Origin of the sequence: Flavobacterium sp. MR2016-29, from assembly GCF_015350695.1 — a bacterium.
GTDB lineage: Bacteria > Bacteroidota > Bacteroidia > Flavobacteriales > Flavobacteriaceae > Flavobacterium.
Window position 1 is genome coordinate 227209 of the sequence record NZ_JADKPU010000005.1, and the last position, 15794, is coordinate 243002.

General features: G+C 33.7%; 15 protein-coding genes. 11 read left to right on the forward strand and 4 right to left on the reverse strand.

What is annotated here, in order from left to right; all coding sequences use genetic code 11:
- Positions 1–52: 52 nt before the first annotated feature.
- Positions 53–1603, reverse strand: a complete 1551-nt coding sequence (locus IR010_RS13370; RefSeq protein ID WP_194604622.1) for an SDR family oxidoreductase — start codon at positions 1601–1603, stop codon at positions 53–55.
- Positions 1604–1753: 150 nt separating this feature from the next.
- Between IR010_RS13370 and IR010_RS13375 the strand changes: the two genes are divergently transcribed.
- A complete protein-coding gene (locus IR010_RS13375; protein WP_194604503.1) occupies positions 1754–2545 on the forward strand; it encodes an O-methyltransferase in 792 nt (263 codons plus the stop codon).
- Positions 2546–2595: 50 nt separating this feature from the next.
- Here IR010_RS13375 and IR010_RS13380 read toward each other — a convergent pair whose 3' ends face one another.
- Complete coding sequence (locus tag IR010_RS13380; protein ID WP_029272707.1) at positions 2596–3255, reverse strand: DUF6565 domain-containing protein; 660 nt, start codon at positions 3253–3255, stop codon at positions 2596–2598.
- Between the two features lie 306 nt (positions 3256–3561).
- Here IR010_RS13380 and IR010_RS13385 point away from each other — a divergent pair, with 306 nt between their 5' ends.
- From IR010_RS13385 to IR010_RS13430, 10 genes are all read left to right on the forward strand, one after another.
- On the forward strand, positions 3562–4248 hold the full coding sequence (locus IR010_RS13385; protein WP_194604506.1) for an ABC transporter ATP-binding protein: 687 nt from the start codon (positions 3562–3564) through the stop codon (positions 4246–4248).
- Between the two features lie 103 nt (positions 4249–4351).
- The gene (locus tag IR010_RS13390; protein ID WP_194604509.1) at positions 4352–4921 is read left to right on the forward strand and encodes a cob(I)yrinic acid a,c-diamide adenosyltransferase; all 570 of its coding nucleotides are present in this window, start codon (positions 4352–4354) and stop codon (positions 4919–4921) included.
- Positions 4922–5142: 221 nt separating this feature from the next.
- Positions 5143–5364, forward strand: coding sequence for a DUF2795 domain-containing protein (locus tag IR010_RS13395; RefSeq protein ID WP_007138072.1), 222 nt, complete (start codon positions 5143–5145; stop codon positions 5362–5364).
- A gap of 89 nt (positions 5365–5453) precedes the next feature.
- Entirely contained in the window at positions 5454–8798 is a 3345-nt protein-coding gene (gene secA / locus IR010_RS13400; RefSeq protein WP_194570059.1) for a preprotein translocase subunit SecA, read from the forward strand.
- Between the two features lie 215 nt (positions 8799–9013).
- Entirely contained in the window at positions 9014–9358 is a 345-nt protein-coding gene (locus IR010_RS13405; RefSeq protein ID WP_194604512.1) for a hypothetical protein, read from the forward strand.
- A 119-nt stretch (positions 9359–9477) separates the two neighbouring features.
- On the forward strand, positions 9478–10278 hold the full coding sequence (locus IR010_RS13410; protein WP_194604515.1) for an MbnP family protein: 801 nt from the start codon (positions 9478–9480) through the stop codon (positions 10276–10278).
- Positions 10279–10437: 159 nt separating this feature from the next.
- A complete protein-coding gene (locus tag IR010_RS13415; RefSeq protein ID WP_194570065.1) occupies positions 10438–11478 on the forward strand; it encodes a cytochrome-c peroxidase in 1041 nt (346 codons plus the stop codon).
- A gap of 284 nt (positions 11479–11762) precedes the next feature.
- Positions 11763–12722, forward strand: coding sequence for a transporter (locus tag IR010_RS13420; protein WP_194604519.1), 960 nt, complete (start codon positions 11763–11765; stop codon positions 12720–12722).
- A gap of 159 nt (positions 12723–12881) precedes the next feature.
- Positions 12882–13448, forward strand: coding sequence for a DUF2306 domain-containing protein (locus IR010_RS13425; protein ID WP_194604522.1), 567 nt, complete (start codon positions 12882–12884; stop codon positions 13446–13448).
- Positions 13445–14347 (forward strand): YARHG domain-containing protein, encoded by a 903-nt coding sequence (locus IR010_RS13430; RefSeq protein WP_194570071.1) that lies wholly within the window; start codon positions 13445–13447, stop codon positions 14345–14347. Before IR010_RS13425 ends, IR010_RS13430 begins: the two co-directional genes overlap by 4 nt.
- Positions 14348–14408: 61 nt before the next feature.
- Here the strand turns inward: IR010_RS13430 and IR010_RS13435 are convergent, their stop codons facing one another.
- Positions 14409–15071, reverse strand: coding sequence for a TrmH family RNA methyltransferase (locus IR010_RS13435; protein ID WP_029272697.1), 663 nt, complete (start codon positions 15069–15071; stop codon positions 14409–14411).
- Positions 15064–15699: a hypothetical protein gene (locus tag IR010_RS13440; protein ID WP_194604525.1), complete on the reverse strand. Its 636-nt coding sequence runs from the start codon at positions 15697–15699 to the stop codon at positions 15064–15066. Before IR010_RS13440 ends, IR010_RS13435 begins: the two co-directional genes overlap by 8 nt.
- Between the last annotated feature and the right edge of the window lie 95 nt (positions 15700–15794).

A 15794-nucleotide genomic window follows, 5' to 3' on the forward strand; every position in this document is an offset into this window, starting at 1 on the left:
TTTTTTTCTTGTATTAAAATCCTAGACTGAGTACAAAACTAAGATATTAAAACTACCAAGGAATCGGGTTATAATCTTTCAAGAATTTACCGCACCAGTGTTTTCCAGTATTTATTCCATCAAACAAAGGATCCATAACACGTGCTGCACCATCTACAATATCTAATGGAGGTTGAAAATCTTCTAATTCCTGTTTTTTCTTTGCCAGTTCAGCCGGATCTTCATCAGTAACCCAGCCGGTATCGACTGCATTCATAAAAATACCATGTTTTGCTAAAGTTCCAGACGAAGTATGCGTTAACATATTCAAGGCCGCTTTTGCCATATTCGTATGCGGATGTCGATCTTCTTTAAAAAAACGATGGAATTTACCTTCCATAGCCGAAACATTTATAATGTGTTTTTTTCCTGTATTATCTTTCTTCATCACTTCTGAAAGTCTATTACATAATACAAACGGCGCAACAGAATTTACCAATTGCACTTCAATCATCTCTGTAGTTTCAATTTGTCCTAAACACAATCGCCAGCTGTTTGTTTTTCGCAAATCGACTTGCTGTAAGTCGGCATCTAACTCTCCTTCCGGAAAAACTTCGGTTGCTATCAAAGCATTGTCAAAAGAATACGGAATTTGCGATAATTTAGCAGACGCGCGCAATCCAATTCCAGGTTCTGGTCCGTGCCACGTAACTGGCATATTTTCATTTGAAGAAACTGCACTCGTTAAAACTTTCAATTCATCCAGACAACTAATATGATCTGACAATAATTCCTGAGCTTGTTTAGGAAGCGCAGTAATTGGAAGTTCTTCATTCTCCATTAAATGGGAATAAAATCCAGCAGGCCTTCTAACAGTTTGTGCAGCATTATTTATAAGAATATCAAGGCGTTCGTATTTTTGCTCTATAAAATTGCAAAAAATCTCAACACTTGGAATATGCCTTAAATCTAAACCATGAATTTTTAGGCGATGTCCCCATTCCATAAAATCCTCCTCTTTACCAAAACGCAAAGCTGAATCTACCGGAAAACGAGTTGTAGCAATAACAGTTGCTCCGCCACGCAAAAGCATTAATGTGACATGATAGCCAATTTTTAAACGAGAACCTGTAATAATTGCTATTTGTCCTTTTACATCTGCCGTCTGAAAGCGTTTGGCGTAATTAAAATCGCCACAATCAGTACACATTGTATCATAAAAGTGATGCATTTTAGTAAACTCTGTTTTACAAACATAACAATTTCTTGGTGTTTCAAGTTCTAATTGTTCTTTATGAGCAAGATCAGTATAAGCTAATAATTTAGGAGCAACAAAAATGCTTGCTTCTCGCGCGTGACGAATTCCGGTTTCTTTACGTGACGTTTTATCTTTTTTCTCTTTTTTACGTTTCGCTGCTAGTAATCCATCTTTAATCCTTCTGGAAAACTCAGTTCTATCAGGGCGTGAAAACATTCCTGCTTCTTTAATCAAAGCAATTCGCTGTTCTTTCGGAATTTCAAATATTTGATCTGTATTATTATTTAATTGTGCCAAAACAGCAATACAACGATTAATTTCTTCAGAAGATATTTTGCTTGTATCTTCTATTTCTTCCTTCAACATCATAAAAAATGTATTACTACTGTTAGCTTAAATTTAAAGTCAGCAAATATAGTCTTTTTAAGATCCGGAAAGTATTGCTTTATCTCTTTAAAACTTTCGACTTTACGACTTTCGACTTTTTTGTATCTTCGCGTCAGATTTAACTTTTTTATGCTATTTCAAATAAGAGCCTATTTAAAATTCCTTTGGAACTCCAAAAACGAACATGGAGTACATTCGCCGTTTGTTTTTAATTTGCTTACAAAATGCTTTTACGATCGTAAATCAAAACCAGAATATGCAATCCTAAAAAAATACAGAAAATCGTTCCTTGATAATAAAAACTTTATCGAAGTGACAGATTTTGGATCAGGTTCCAGAGTTTTTAAATCAAACAGAAGACAGATTTCAAAAATTGCCAAAACAGCGGGAATTTCTGAAAAACGAGCTGAATTGTTATACAGAGTTACAAAATATTTCAAGCCAGAAAGTATTTTAGAAATTGGAACATCGTTAGGCTTAGCCACTTCTGCCCTAGCGTTAGGCAACATACATGCAAAAGTAATTACGTTAGAAGGATGTCCTCAAACTGCAAATGAATGTCAATCACAATTACAAAAATTCAATTTCAATAACGTAGATTCGATTGTAACAGAATTTGAAAAATATTTTCAAGATATTAAATTAAGATTGAAAACTGAGACTGAAAACTTTGATTTAATATACTTCGACGGAAATCACTCAAAAAAAGCCACTTTAGCTTATTTTCAAGTTTTACTTCCAACAATAAAAAATGATTCCGTTTGGATTTTTGATGATATTCATTGGTCTCCAGAAATGGAAGAAGCTTGGGAAGCCATCAAAAGCCATCAAAAAGTTACTGTAACAATCGACACATTTCAATGGGGATTTGTTTTTTTCAGGTATGAACAGAAAAAAGAACATTTTGTAATTCGGGCATAAAAAAAATGGCAACCATTGCTGATTGCCATTTTTTATTAATTGAATTTCTTTTATTTTTTAGCTGCAGCTGTTTCTTCAGACTTAGCTCCCATTCTATTTAAAGTATACATTGGGGCAAATTTCAATTTCAAACCTGCAATTTTTCTATTATCTTCAGATGTTAAACCTTCTTTTTCAACCGTATTTTTTCGGCTGTCAAGTGCTTCATACATCAATTTAATTTCATCCCAGTCTTCACGAGTGTAACTATCTTTATTATTCTCAACTGTATGAACAAATTGTTGGTAAACACTATGAATGTTGTTCGCATTCACCCATGCAAAACTCATATCTTCTCCAATTTTTCCTTCACCAAACAAGGCGTTTCTTAATTGTTGTTTTGGACTTGGAGCTGGTGGAGCAAGAACAGTAGTCATTTCTTTTTTAAATTCTTCGTATTTTACTTTACTAGTATTTATTTTTTCGGTCGCTGCCGAATTATCTTTAAGATCTGCCAATGCTAATTCAGCTTCTTGTGCTCTTCTGTCGTATTCAGCGTCAACATCTTTCCAATCTGCTTTCAATTCGTCAGCTTTGACATTTTTTACTGAATCAACGTAAGTTACATAAGCGTCAATTTTCTTTTGAGCTTGTTCTTGTTTTTCGTCTTTACAAGATGTAAGACATAATGCAATTAATGCAATTCCCGATAATAATTGTATGTTTTTCATAATTCTGCTTGTTTAATATTACATGACAAATATAGTTAAAAATTTGAATAATTATACATTTTTATTAATTTTTTAATTCTTTTGTTAAAAATAATTTACTAAAAATTAAATAATATGATAATTATGTAAAAAGTCTTTAAAATTATATAACAAATTTTTTATTCAAAAAAATATATTTTATTTAATTCATTATATATCCCGGATTATGATTAGTTAATATTACTTTCTGTAACAAAAATCAATTTCATGCTACTCATCGTTTATTGAAAAGTGTTTTGTACTTTTAAAACCAAAATTGTAAACCGAATGGCAAATCCATTAATTAAAATAACTGACATAAAACGAAATTTTGTACTTGGTAATGAAATCGTTTATGTCTTAAAAGGAATTAATCTAGAAATCAACAAAGGCGAATATGTAGCTTTAATGGGTCCGTCAGGATCTGGAAAATCTACTTTAATGAATTTATTAGGCTGTTTAGACACTCCCACTTCTGGACATTATGTTTTAAATGGAAAAGACGTCAGCCAAATGAAAGATGATGAATTGGCCGGAATTCGAAACAAAGAGATTGGTTTTGTTTTTCAAACCTTTAATCTTTTGCCAAGAACTACAGCATTAGATAATGTTGCGTTGCCAATGATTTACGCTGGGCATGCAAAATCAGAACGAAATGCACGTGCCGAAGAAGTTCTAAAACAAGTAAACTTAGCAGACAGAATGGATCACCAGCCAAACCAGCTTTCTGGAGGACAGCGTCAGCGTGTTGCCATTGCCCGCGCTTTGGTGAACAAACCTTCCATTATCTTGGCCGATGAGCCAACCGGAAACTTAGACAGTAAAACTTCTGTTGAAATTATGAAACTTTTTGGCGATATCCATGCACAGGGAAATACTGTAATTCTTGTAACACACGAAGAAGATATTGCTGCTTATGCGCACAGAGTTATTCGATTGCGTGATGGATTGATCGAAAGCGACACCACGAAATAATTTTAGATTTAAAATAGTGTAACCGTTTATTTGGTTAATTATTTAATCGCAAGAAGAAAAACTTAGTTTCTCAGCAACTTAGAAACTTAGCACCTCAAAAAAAATGAAAGTATATACAAAAACTGGTGATAAAGGAACAACGGCTCTTTTTGGAGGCACTCGTGTTCCTAAAGATCATATCAGAATTGACAGTTATGGAACTGTTGACGAATTGAACTCTTATATAGGACTTATTCGTGATCAAGAAATTGATTCTCATTATAAAAGTATTTTAATCGAAATTCAGGACCGTCTTTTTACTGTTGGCGCCATTTTGGCAACGCCACAGGAAAAAGAAGTTTTAAAAAATGGAGAACTTCGCTTAAAAAACCTCGGAATAATTGATTCTGACATTGAATTACTCGAAAACGAAATTGATAAAATGGAAGAAAGCCTTCCGCAAATGACTCATTTTGTTTTGCCAGGCGGACATCCAACCGTGTCACATTGTCATATAGCGCGTTGCATTTGCCGTCGCGCAGAGCGTTTGGCAGTACATTTAAGCCACAATGAACACGTTCCCGAAATAGCTATTATGTACTTAAACCGACTTTCTGACTACCTTTTTGTCTTGGCACGGAAGTTGTCGTCAGACTTAAAAGCGGAAGAAGTGAAATGGATTCCGAGAAAGTAAAAAGTTTACAGTCGCAGTCACAGTTTTACACTGAAACTGGTACTGAAAGCCCAATACTTCGAAAAGAAGTAAACAGTCGCAATTTTCAGTTTTCATACTGCAAACTGGCACCTAAAACTGGATACTTATAGAGACGTTCTTAAATTTTATTAAAATAAATCAAAATTTACTTGTCTTTTTCAGTAAAAAATTTATTTTTGCACAAACTAAACAGATAACAGATGTATTGGACATTAGAATTAGCATCTTATTTAAGTGATGCGCCATGGCCTGCTAACAAAGACGAACTTATTGACTACGCTATTAGAGCTGGTGCTCCATTAGAAGTAGTAGAAAACCTTCAGTCAATCGAAGATGAGGGAGAGATATATGAATCAATGGAAGAAATTTGGCCTGATTATCCAACAGACGAAGATTATCTTTGGAATGAGGATGAATATTAAAAAATAAACCAAAGGAAAAAGTCTCATCACAGAGGCTTTTTTTTTGGTTCAAAATACAACATTTACATATAATAGAAATACAATAAATCATGAGTTTCATAAACAGTATTATTAAAGTCTTTGTAGGTGATAAATCACAGAAAGATGTCAAAGCTTTACAACCTTATTTAAACAAAATTAAAACATTCGAAACCACCTTAATGAGTTTGTCACACGACGAATTAAGAGCTAGAACCGTATATTTTAAAGAAAGAATAAAAGAAGCTAGAGCTGATAAAGATGCTAAAATTACTGCGCTTAAAGCGGAAGTAGAAAACATTGAAGACATCGATAAAAGAGAAGATCTTTATGATGCTATTGATGCTCTTGAGAAAGAAGCTTACGAAATTTCAGAAAAAACGTTATTGGAAATTCTTCCAGAAGCTTTTTCTGTTGTTAAGGAAACAGCTCGTCGTTTTAAAGACAATTCTTTTATTGAGGTTACAGCGACTGCAAAAGACAGAGAATTCTCTGCTTCAAAAACATATGTTACTATTGATGGTGACAAAGCTACATGGGCTAACAAATGGAATGCCGCTGGTAAAGAAATTACTTGGGACATGATTCATTATGATGTTCAGTTAATTGGAGGTATGGTTTTGCATGAAGGTAAAGTTGCCGAAATGCAGACAGGTGAAGGTAAAACTTTGGTAGCTACACTTCCACTTTACTTAAACGCGTTGACAGGAAATGGTGTTCACTTAGTAACGGTAAATGATTACTTGGCAAAACGTGATAGTACATGGAAAGCGCCTTTATTCGAATTTCACGGTTTAACTGTTGATTGTATTGATAATCACCAGCCAAGTACAGAACAAAGAAAAAAAGCATACGACGCAGATATCACTTACGGAACCAACAACGAATTTGGTTTTGACTATTTAAGAGATAATATGGCACATTCGCCAAGCGATTTAGTACAAAGAAAACACAACTACGCAATTGTCGATGAGGTCGATTCTGTATTAATTGATGATGCTAGAACACCGCTTATTATTTCAGGACCGGTTCCTCAGGGAGATCGTCATGAATTTAATGAGTTGAAACCAAAAATCGAAAACTTAGTTAGCCAACAACGTCAGCTAGCAAATGGTTTCTTAGCAGAAGCTAAAAAATTAATCAAAGAAGGAAATACTAAAGAAGGTGGTTTCTTACTATTAAGAGCTTACAGAAGTTTACCAAAAAATAAAGCATTAATTAAATTTTTGAGTGAAGAAGGAATTAAACAATTACTTCAAAAAACTGAAAATCAATATATGCAGGATAACAATCGCGAAATGCACAAAGTTGACGAAGCTTTGTATTTTGTGATTGAAGAAAAAAACAATCAAGTTGAATTAACAGATAATGGTATTCAATACCTTTCAGGAGATACTGATGCAGATTTCTTCGTTTTACCAGATATCGGAACAGAAATTGCAGCTATCGAAAAACAAAAATTAGACAAAGATGCAGAAGCAGAAGCTAAAGAAAGATTATTCCAAGATTTTGGAGTAAAAAGCGAACGCATTCACACGCTTACTCAGCTTTTAAAAGCATACGCTTTATTCGAAAAAGATGTAGAATACGTTATCATGGACAACAAAATTATGATTGTCGATGAGCAGACAGGCCGTATTATGGATGGTCGTCGTTATTCTGACGGTTTGCACCAGGCGATTGAAGCTAAAGAAAATGTAAAAATCGAAGCTGCTACACAAACTTTTGCAACAGTTACATTACAGAATTATTTTAGAATGTACAGCAAATTAGGTGGTATGACAGGTACAGCGGTTACAGAAGCTGGAGAGTTATGGCAGATTTATAAATTGGATGTTGTTGAAATTCCAACAAACCGTGCAATTTCAAGACAAGACAAAGAAGATTATATCTACAAAACAACACGTGAGAAATTCAACGCTGTAATTGAAGATGTAACTGAATTATCAAATGCAGGAAGGCCAGTTTTGATTGGAACAACTTCTGTAGAGATTTCAGAATTATTAAGCCGTATGTTGAAAATGAGAGGCGTTGCTCATAACGTTTTGAATGCTAAAATGCACAAACAAGAGGCACAAATCGTAGAAGAAGCAGGTAAGGCTGGAGTTGTAACTATTGCAACAAATATGGCTGGCCGTGGTACCGATATTAAATTATCTCCAGAAGTAAAAGCTGCCGGAGGTTTGGCAATCGTAGGTACAGAACGTCATGATTCTCGTCGTGTTGACAGACAGTTGCGTGGTCGTGCAGGACGTCAGGGAGATCCGGGAAGTTCTCAATTTTATGTTTCTCTTGAAGATAACTTAATGCGTTTATTTGGTTCTGAAAGAGTAGCTAAAGTTATGGACAGAATGGGATTGCAAGAAGGTGAAGTTATTCAGCATTCTATGATGACTAAATCTATCGAACGTGCTCAGAAAAAAGTTGAAGAAAACAACTTTGGTGTTCGTAAGCGTTTATTAGAATATGATGATGTAATGAACTCACAGCGTGAAGTAGTGTACAAACGTCGTCGTCATGCATTATTTGGAGAGCGTTTGAAACTGGATATTGCAAATATGTTATATGACACTTGCGAATTAATCGTAAGCCAAACAAAACCAATTAACGATTTCAAAAATTTCGAATTTGATTTAATCCGTTATTTCTCTATCACTTCTCCAATTTCTGAAGCTGATTTCTTGAAATTATCTGATATTGAAATCACTGGAAAAATTTACAAAGAGACTTTAGCATTCTATACAGAAAAAACAGAAAGAAGCGCGAGAGAAGCTTTCCCAATTATTAAAGGAGTTTATGAAGAGCCTAACAATCATTTTGAAAGAATTGTAGTTCCGTTTACTGACGGAATCAAAACTTTGAATGTTGTAACTGACTTGAAAAAAGCGTACGATAGTGAAGGGGCTCAATTGATCGCTGATTTCGAGAAAAACATTACGCTTTCTATCGTTGATGAAGCTTGGAAAAAACACTTGCGTAAAATGGACGAATTGAAACAATCTGTTCAATTGGCTGTTCACGAACAAAAAGATCCTTTACTTATCTACAAGTTAGAAGCTTTCAATTTGTTTAGAGGAATGTTAGACAACGTTAATAAAGAAGTTATTTCATTCTTATTCAAAGGTGATTTGCCAGCGCAAAACGTTACTTCTGAAATTCACGAAGCAAGAGAAGTTCGCCAAAAAGAAAACTTCAAATTAAGCAAAGACGAAATTGTAAACAGCGAAGACATCAACCACGAAGCTGGAGAAACAAAACAACGTCAGGTTACAGAAACCATTGTGAGAGATATGCCAAAAATCAATCGCAATGATACCGTAACTGTTCAAGAAGTTGCTACAGGCAAAACTGAAACAATGAAATTTAAAAAAGCAGAAACACTGATCGCAAATGGCGAATGGGTTCTGGTTAAATAAACCACAGTTTACAGTGACAGTATCCAGTTGTTAAACGGAGACTGAAAACAGAGACTGGGAAAAATTCAAAAATCTCCAATTACAATCGTAGTTGGGGATTTTTTTATGTTAAATGACAAAAGAAACATAATAATTAAAAAGAATTAAATGTATTTTTGCAAGTAAAACAACGAAATCAACCCTTGAAGAAGTTTTTTATCATATTACTTTCTTGCATGCTATTAGTACCCTCTTTTGGCAGTTTCTTTGTTTATACCTCTTTCAAATTAAATCAAGAAGAAATCTCGAGAACCATTTGTGTACAGCGAAAAATGGTGAACAATACGTGTAACGGACGCTGTGAACTTCAAAAAAGTTTAAAAAAATACTCCGATAATGAAAAGAAAATGAACAATAACCTGAAAGAAAAATCAGAGATTGTTTATATTCAAAATACAATTACAAACGAATTCAAGTTAGTAGCTCCTATCGAAACAAAAGCAAAAATCTTTGCTTCTTTTGATGAAAAACCTATTTCAGTTGCTATTGCTACTTTTCACCCCCCATCCTATTTTATATAATTTTTTAAATCAAATTTCAATTCGTATTGAAATGAATTTTTCACTGTCATCAAAACAATGAAAATCGTGTTTGCGCACAAAATAAATTTAAAAAAATCAAATTATATAAAATTCATAAAATGAAAAATACTTTATACAGAGCTTTAGCTATTGTAACACTATCTATATCTATAATTTCATGTTCAAACGACGATAACCAAGAAGTTTCAGGAACAGGAAAAATCATCTTAGAATTCGATAACGCATATGGAGCAAACGATCTTATTTTAAATACTCAAGGCAATACTACTTCTAATAATGAGGTGCTAAAAGTGAGCTTAGTAAAATACATAATCAGCAACGTAGTACTAACAAAAGCAGACGGAACTACATTTGTTTACCCAAAAAGCAAAAGCTATTTTATTGCTGATGAAGCTGCAGCAGACGGACACGAATTTGAACTTACTGATGTTCCAGCAGGAGATTATGTAAAAGTAAAATTTGGAATTGGGGTTGATGAAGAACAATGGAAATTAGGCGCTTCAGGTCAAGGTGATTTTTTAGCAAAAGCTGATGCTGCCGGAATGATGTGGTCTTGGGCTGCAGGTTATAAATTTCTTGCTTTCGAAGGTACTTTTACGTCACCAACCGTTACAGCTGCAACACCTTTTATGATTCACACTGGCAAAACAGGAACAGATTATAATTATACAGAAGTGACGCTGGACATGCCAACAAAAGCTTTGGTTCGTACTACAATTAAACCAGAGGTTCACATCATTACAGACCTTTCTAAAATTATAGACGGAACAAACAAAATCAAACTTTCAGACAACAATGCAAATGGCATGGGTGCGATGATTATGAGCGGTACTAATTTGCCGTTAATTACTCAAAATATCAACGCAATGTTTAGAGTAGATCACGTACACAACGACTAAATTCATTTTAAGGAGCACAAGAATCAAAGTTCTAAGACGTGACGTCCCGCTATCCGCTATATCTTTTTTATGGTCCCGAAGACTCGGGACCATAAAAAAGGATGCCGCTGTTATCGGGGCTAAACAAGAACTTTTGTACTTCTAACAAACCAAAAAATCATGCTGAAAATAAAATATCTGCTATGCCTGCTGGTTCCTTTGTTGTGGAGCTGTTCAGATCAGGATGACGAATATGTAAATATTCAACTAGAGTTTAAAGTACCGTCAAACTTTCCTGATTTAGCCTATAACATAGCACTGAATCCGCCAACAGAAAAAGGATTTGAACTGGGAAAAAAATTATTCTATGACGGTCGTTTAGCATCTGACGGAGTGGTTTCCTGCGGATTTTGTCACATTCAATCTAACGCTTTTACACATCACGGTCATACGGTAAGCCATGGTGTAAACGATGCACAAGGTACACGAAATACACCATCGATTCAAAATTTAGCTTTCCAAAATGTATTTATGTATGATGGTGCTGCAGATCATCTGGACCTGCAGCCCATTATTCCGTTAACGAGTAGTATTGAAATGAATGGCGATTTGAATGCGATTTTAAAAATGATGAAAGCCGACAAAGACTATCAGAAATTATTTGGACAAGCTTTTGACGACGGGGCTATTACAACCGAAAATATGCTGAAAGCACTTTCGCAATTTATGGTTATGGTAGTTTCATCAAATTCAAGATTTGACAAATACAGACGAAATGAAAATGGTGGAACTTTAACTGCTGATGAATTGGCAGGCTATGATTTATTCAAATCTAAATGTGCTTCATGTCATGCAACAGATTTACAAACTGATAACTCGTTTCGAAATAACGGCTTAGCAATAAACCCATTAGTAAATGATGTTGGACGTTATAAGGTAACAGAATTGGCAAGTGATTATTACAAATTTAAGGTGCCAAGTTTACGAAATGTAGAAGTCTCTGGTCCTTATATGCACGACGGAAGATTTGGATCTCTTGAACGCGTTTTAGATCATTATGCCAACGGAATTGAGGATTCTAAAACATTGGATCCCATTTTAAAACAAAATGGAAGATTCGGAATTTCGCTTTCTGAAACAGATAAAAAACAAATTATAGCTTTCTTAAAAACGTTGACTGATACTCAATATTTAACTGATAAACGTTTCTCAGAATATTAAAAAACAAATTTAAATACCAAAGTTTGTCATTTCGATCCCGAGGCTTCGGGATCGAAATGACAAGATGGTGTAAATATTTTTACTGCAATCAAAAGTGGCAAAAATAAAATTATAATAAAAACTGGAGCCTAGCCCCGATTGAAGTGGAAAACCTTTTTGAAAAAAGACCTGATTTTTCTTGAGTTTATAGAGCGACCAACGGAAGCTTTATAAACTTATAGAAAAATGGGATTTTGAAAAAAGTTTGAAACGGAAAGCGGGATCAGCTTCTAAAAATAATTAAAATGAAAAAAATAATAGTAATAATTGCTCTTTTGGCTGGTTTTTCGGCCTTTAGTTTTACGGAAAAAGATAGTATTTCAGCTTTTACTTTCAAACGTTTAGCAATGATGGAAGATTTTGATTGCGATGCCTGCGGTTGCTCTGCAAGTGGCGGCAGTATGGGATTTAGCTCGATGCTGAACAATAATTTTGTTGGACTCCGCTATTTCAAACAAAGCTACTCAAGCCGTGACGGTATTTTCGCCAACTCACCTTGGATTGATGAAAATTTTAATACAATTCAGGCTTGGACGAGAATTCCGGTTACAGAGAAAATTCAGATTTCGGCATTGGTTCCGTATCATTTTCATGAGAGAGAATTGACTGCAGGAACCGAAAGCATTTCTGGTTTGGGCGATATTACGGTGATGGCTTTATATACGATTTATGAAACCAAAAAAGACAGCACGATCTTTACGCATAAGCTCAATATTGGCGGGGGCTTAAAAATCCCTACCGGGAAATTTGCGGAGGCAAATAATTTAGGAAGCGTAAACCAAAGTTTTCAATTAGGAACGGGAAGCTGGGACATTCCGCTGGTTTCAGAATATGTAATCAAACATAAAAATTTGGGATTAAATACAACGCTGAATTATATTTTTAAAACAGAAAACAGCAAAAACTATCAATATGGCGATCAGTTTAACTATGCTGGAACGTTTTTTTATTTATTCGATTTAAAATCGGTTCAAATTGTACCGCAGGCTGGTTTAGCTGGTGAAGTTTATCAGACAAACAAACAGCATAATCTTGATTTGCCCAATACAGCCGGAGATATTTTGTTTGGAAAATTTGGTATCGAAGCCGGCAAAGATAAATTTTCGGTTGGCTTAAATGCGATGCTGCCAATTAATCAAAATTTATCAAATGGCAATATGGAAGCAAATTACAGATGGAGTGTGAATTTGAATTATACTTTGTAGCCATTATTTAAAATAATATATTTATAAAAATCCCTTTTTGTTAAACATGGAGGGATTTTCTTATTTTTGGAGTCACATAATCTGCAACAAGCACAATTGAAAAAGAATCTCTTTTTACCTTTTATCTGGACACTCAGTTTTAGCTACTTCTTCATATTAATGATAAAGCTGACTTGGCAATATGTTCCGTTTGGTGATGATGTTGCATTTCTTCAAATAAAACAAACTGAGGTTGAAAGAGTTCCGTTCTATGTTGATTTTTTTTATGTTCATGTGTATTCGGCAATTTTTGTTTTGCTTGCTGGATTTTTTCAATTGAATTCAACTCTTCTAGAAAAATTTCCTGCCATCCATAGAAATATTGGCAAGTTTTATGTCATTGTAATTCTCTTTTTAAGCGCGCCTTCTGGTTTTTTTATTGGCCTTTTTGCAAATGGAGGATTCTACTCTAAAATATCTTTTGTCAGTTTGTCGATTTTATGGTTTTATTTTACGCTTAAAGGTTTTACCGCTATTAAAAACAAAAATATTACAAGCCATAAAGCATTTATGCTCCGAAGTTTTGCTTTAACTTTTTCTGCAGTGACTTTGCGTTTTTGGAAGATTGTTCTTGTACATTTGTTTCATCCTGCACCAATGGATGTTTACCAAATAATTGCATGGCTAGGCTGGGTGCCTAATCTATTAATTATTGAATATTATCTTTATAACCAACTAAAAAAATGAGAAACCTTTTTTATTTATTGTTACCTGTAATCCTTTTTTCCTGCAATTCTAAAGAAAAAAAAACTGCTAAAGACAATGCCGATAATGTTGCCGCTAAAGAAATCAGAACTGATTTATATGGTTCATGGGTTGGCGATTTTACTGTTTTAGAACGTGATACAACCAAACCTGAAAAAGAAAATTACAGCAACAAAATCAATATTATTATCAAGAAAATAACAGAATCTAAAGTTACAGCGCAAAGTGTTGTGGCTGGAAATAATAGACCGCTTTCGGGTACAATGACCATTACTGGAAATACGGTTCATTTTATACTTAAAGAACCTGGCGATGATAAAAATGATGGTGTTTTTGATTTTGAAATAAAAAATGACTCTCTTTTAATTGGAACCTGGGTTGCTAATAACGCTAAAAAAGAGGTTACCAAAAGAAAATTTGAGCTTTATAAAAAAGATTTCAAATACGATCCCAATGTGATGCTTCCTGAAGACGAATCGTATATAGATTATGAAAATCCAAAAGAACAAGAGGTAACAAGTTCAGAAGACGAGGTGGAAGATTCAGAAAGCAAGGAAGATTACACATATGTTTCAACGGTATACAGAGCTGCATCAGAAAGTATTTTGACTCTAAATTCGTCAACAAAAAAGCTAAAAGAATCAGATCTGAAAAATCTAAAGAAAATTGATCTAGAAATTTTGAGAAATACGATTTTTGCAAGACATGGATTTTCTTTTAAAACCAAAACAGTTCGACAATTTTTTGACAGTGTCGAATGGTATATTCCTGTTTCTACTAATGTTGACAATCAATTAACAGCGGTAGAAAAAGAAAATATAGCAATACTGAAGCGTTTTGAAAAATACGCTGAAGATAATTATGATTCTTTTGGAAGATAAATTTAAATTGGTGATTTCCCTGCAAGGTTTTGAAAACCTTTCAGGGAAGGTGAAACGATAATTATATTGGATTTTCTTCGTAATAACGAGCTTCAATTCTTTTAATATCTTTTATAGAATTTCTAGCCCATGCTAAACGTTTTTCAAGAATTTCTTGTTCAGATAATTGCCAATTGATATCTGAATTTCGCAATCTGTTTGTTAGATTCTGAATGATGATTGCAGCAGAAACTGAAATATTCAAACTCTCCGTAAAACCAACCATTGGTATTTTTAGAAAACCATCCGCTTTTTCTAGAATTTCTTCTGAAAGACCGTCTCTTTCGGTGCCAAAAAACAAGGCGCTTGGTTTTGTAATATCAAAATCTTCTAACAAACAATCATTTTCATGTGGGGTCGTCGCAATAATTTGATATCCTTGATTTTTTAAAGTCGAAATACAATTCGAAACCGAATCAAACTGATTGATATCGACCCATTTTTGAGCGCCCATTGCTATTTCTTTATCGATTTTTTTTCCGTAGCGCTGCTCAATTACGTTCAATTCCTGAATTCCGAAAACCTCACAGCTGCGCATTACTGCGCTCGTATTGTGCATCTGAAAAACATCTTCAACTGCAATTGTAAAATGTTTTGTACGATTGCTGAGAACGTTTAAAAATCTTTCTTTACGATTATCGGTTAGTATATTTTCAAGAAATGCGAGGTAATCTAAATCAATCATTATCTATTTTTTTATTGCTAAGTATATTTTTAATCACATCATATAATACAAAAGTATTCCAATCTTCTTTATATGAATAGCCTCTATTAATTTCAATTGGATTTTCTTTAGAATAAATAGAAAAATACGTATTGAATAATCTAAATCTTAGATCTTCCCAAGAAATTTGTGCTTTTTCCTGTTTCATCAATTTTGAAACTGATATTATTACGCCTTCAGGATTAATAACAACATCTCCTATATAAAAAGATTCTCCTGCTTCAAATTCTTCCAAGAAATCATTTACTTGTTTAGAAAAATACAAAGTCCAAAGCCAATTCACAATACTTACATATAGATCATGCTTTTCTTTTTTCTTTACTCCAAAATAAGAATTAAACTTAATTTTTAAAACTTCGTCATTATAGCTTCTAATATAAAGTTGGTATTCCCTTCCAAAAACAAAGTAATATCTAAACCAATTAATGCCGTAACGAAAATCTTTTATTTCTGAAGCTTTAAAAGATGTAAAGCTATTATTTGTTAAATCTTTATCCTCAAATCGAATAAATTCTGGATGAAGATGCAAAGGTCTTTGATAATTATCTAAAAAACTTCTTTTAATCTTTACTTTAAGTTCTGTTGTCAATTTTGTGGCAATTTAATTGGCTAAAATAAGTATTTCGCTCGGAAAATTTATCATTTGATTACTCTTTGATTACTTAATAAATAATAACTTTTTCA

What these genes read in the sequence shown, in the direction of transcription:
- IR010_RS13370 (WP_194604622.1), bottom strand. Translation starts at nt 1,603, where the DNA reads ATGTTGAAGGAAGAAATAGAAGATACAAGCAAAATATCTTCTGAAGAA.
- IR010_RS13375 (WP_194604503.1), top strand. Translation starts at nt 1,754, where the DNA reads ATGCTATTTCAAATAAGAGCCTATTTAAAATTCCTTTGGAACTCCAAA.
- IR010_RS13380 (WP_029272707.1), bottom strand. Translation starts at nt 3,255, where the DNA reads ATGAAAAACATACAATTATTATCGGGAATTGCATTAATTGCATTATGT.
- IR010_RS13385 (WP_194604506.1), top strand. Translation starts at nt 3,562, where the DNA reads ATGGCAAATCCATTAATTAAAATAACTGACATAAAACGAAATTTTGTA.
- IR010_RS13390 (WP_194604509.1), top strand. Translation starts at nt 4,352, where the DNA reads ATGAAAGTATATACAAAAACTGGTGATAAAGGAACAACGGCTCTTTTT.
- IR010_RS13395 (WP_007138072.1), top strand. Translation starts at nt 5,143, where the DNA reads ATGTATTGGACATTAGAATTAGCATCTTATTTAAGTGATGCGCCATGG.
- secA (WP_194570059.1), top strand. Translation starts at nt 5,454, where the DNA reads ATGAGTTTCATAAACAGTATTATTAAAGTCTTTGTAGGTGATAAATCA.
- IR010_RS13405 (WP_194604512.1), top strand. Translation starts at nt 9,014, where the DNA reads ATGCTATTAGTACCCTCTTTTGGCAGTTTCTTTGTTTATACCTCTTTC.
- IR010_RS13410 (WP_194604515.1), top strand. Translation starts at nt 9,478, where the DNA reads ATGAAAAATACTTTATACAGAGCTTTAGCTATTGTAACACTATCTATA.
- IR010_RS13415 (WP_194570065.1), top strand. Translation starts at nt 10,438, where the DNA reads ATGCTGAAAATAAAATATCTGCTATGCCTGCTGGTTCCTTTGTTGTGG.
- IR010_RS13420 (WP_194604519.1), top strand. Translation starts at nt 11,763, where the DNA reads ATGAAAAAAATAATAGTAATAATTGCTCTTTTGGCTGGTTTTTCGGCC.
- IR010_RS13425 (WP_194604522.1), top strand. Translation starts at nt 12,882, where the DNA reads ATGATAAAGCTGACTTGGCAATATGTTCCGTTTGGTGATGATGTTGCA.
- IR010_RS13430 (WP_194570071.1), top strand. Translation starts at nt 13,445, where the DNA reads ATGAGAAACCTTTTTTATTTATTGTTACCTGTAATCCTTTTTTCCTGC.
- IR010_RS13435 (WP_029272697.1), bottom strand. Translation starts at nt 15,071, where the DNA reads ATGATTGATTTAGATTACCTCGCATTTCTTGAAAATATACTAACCGAT.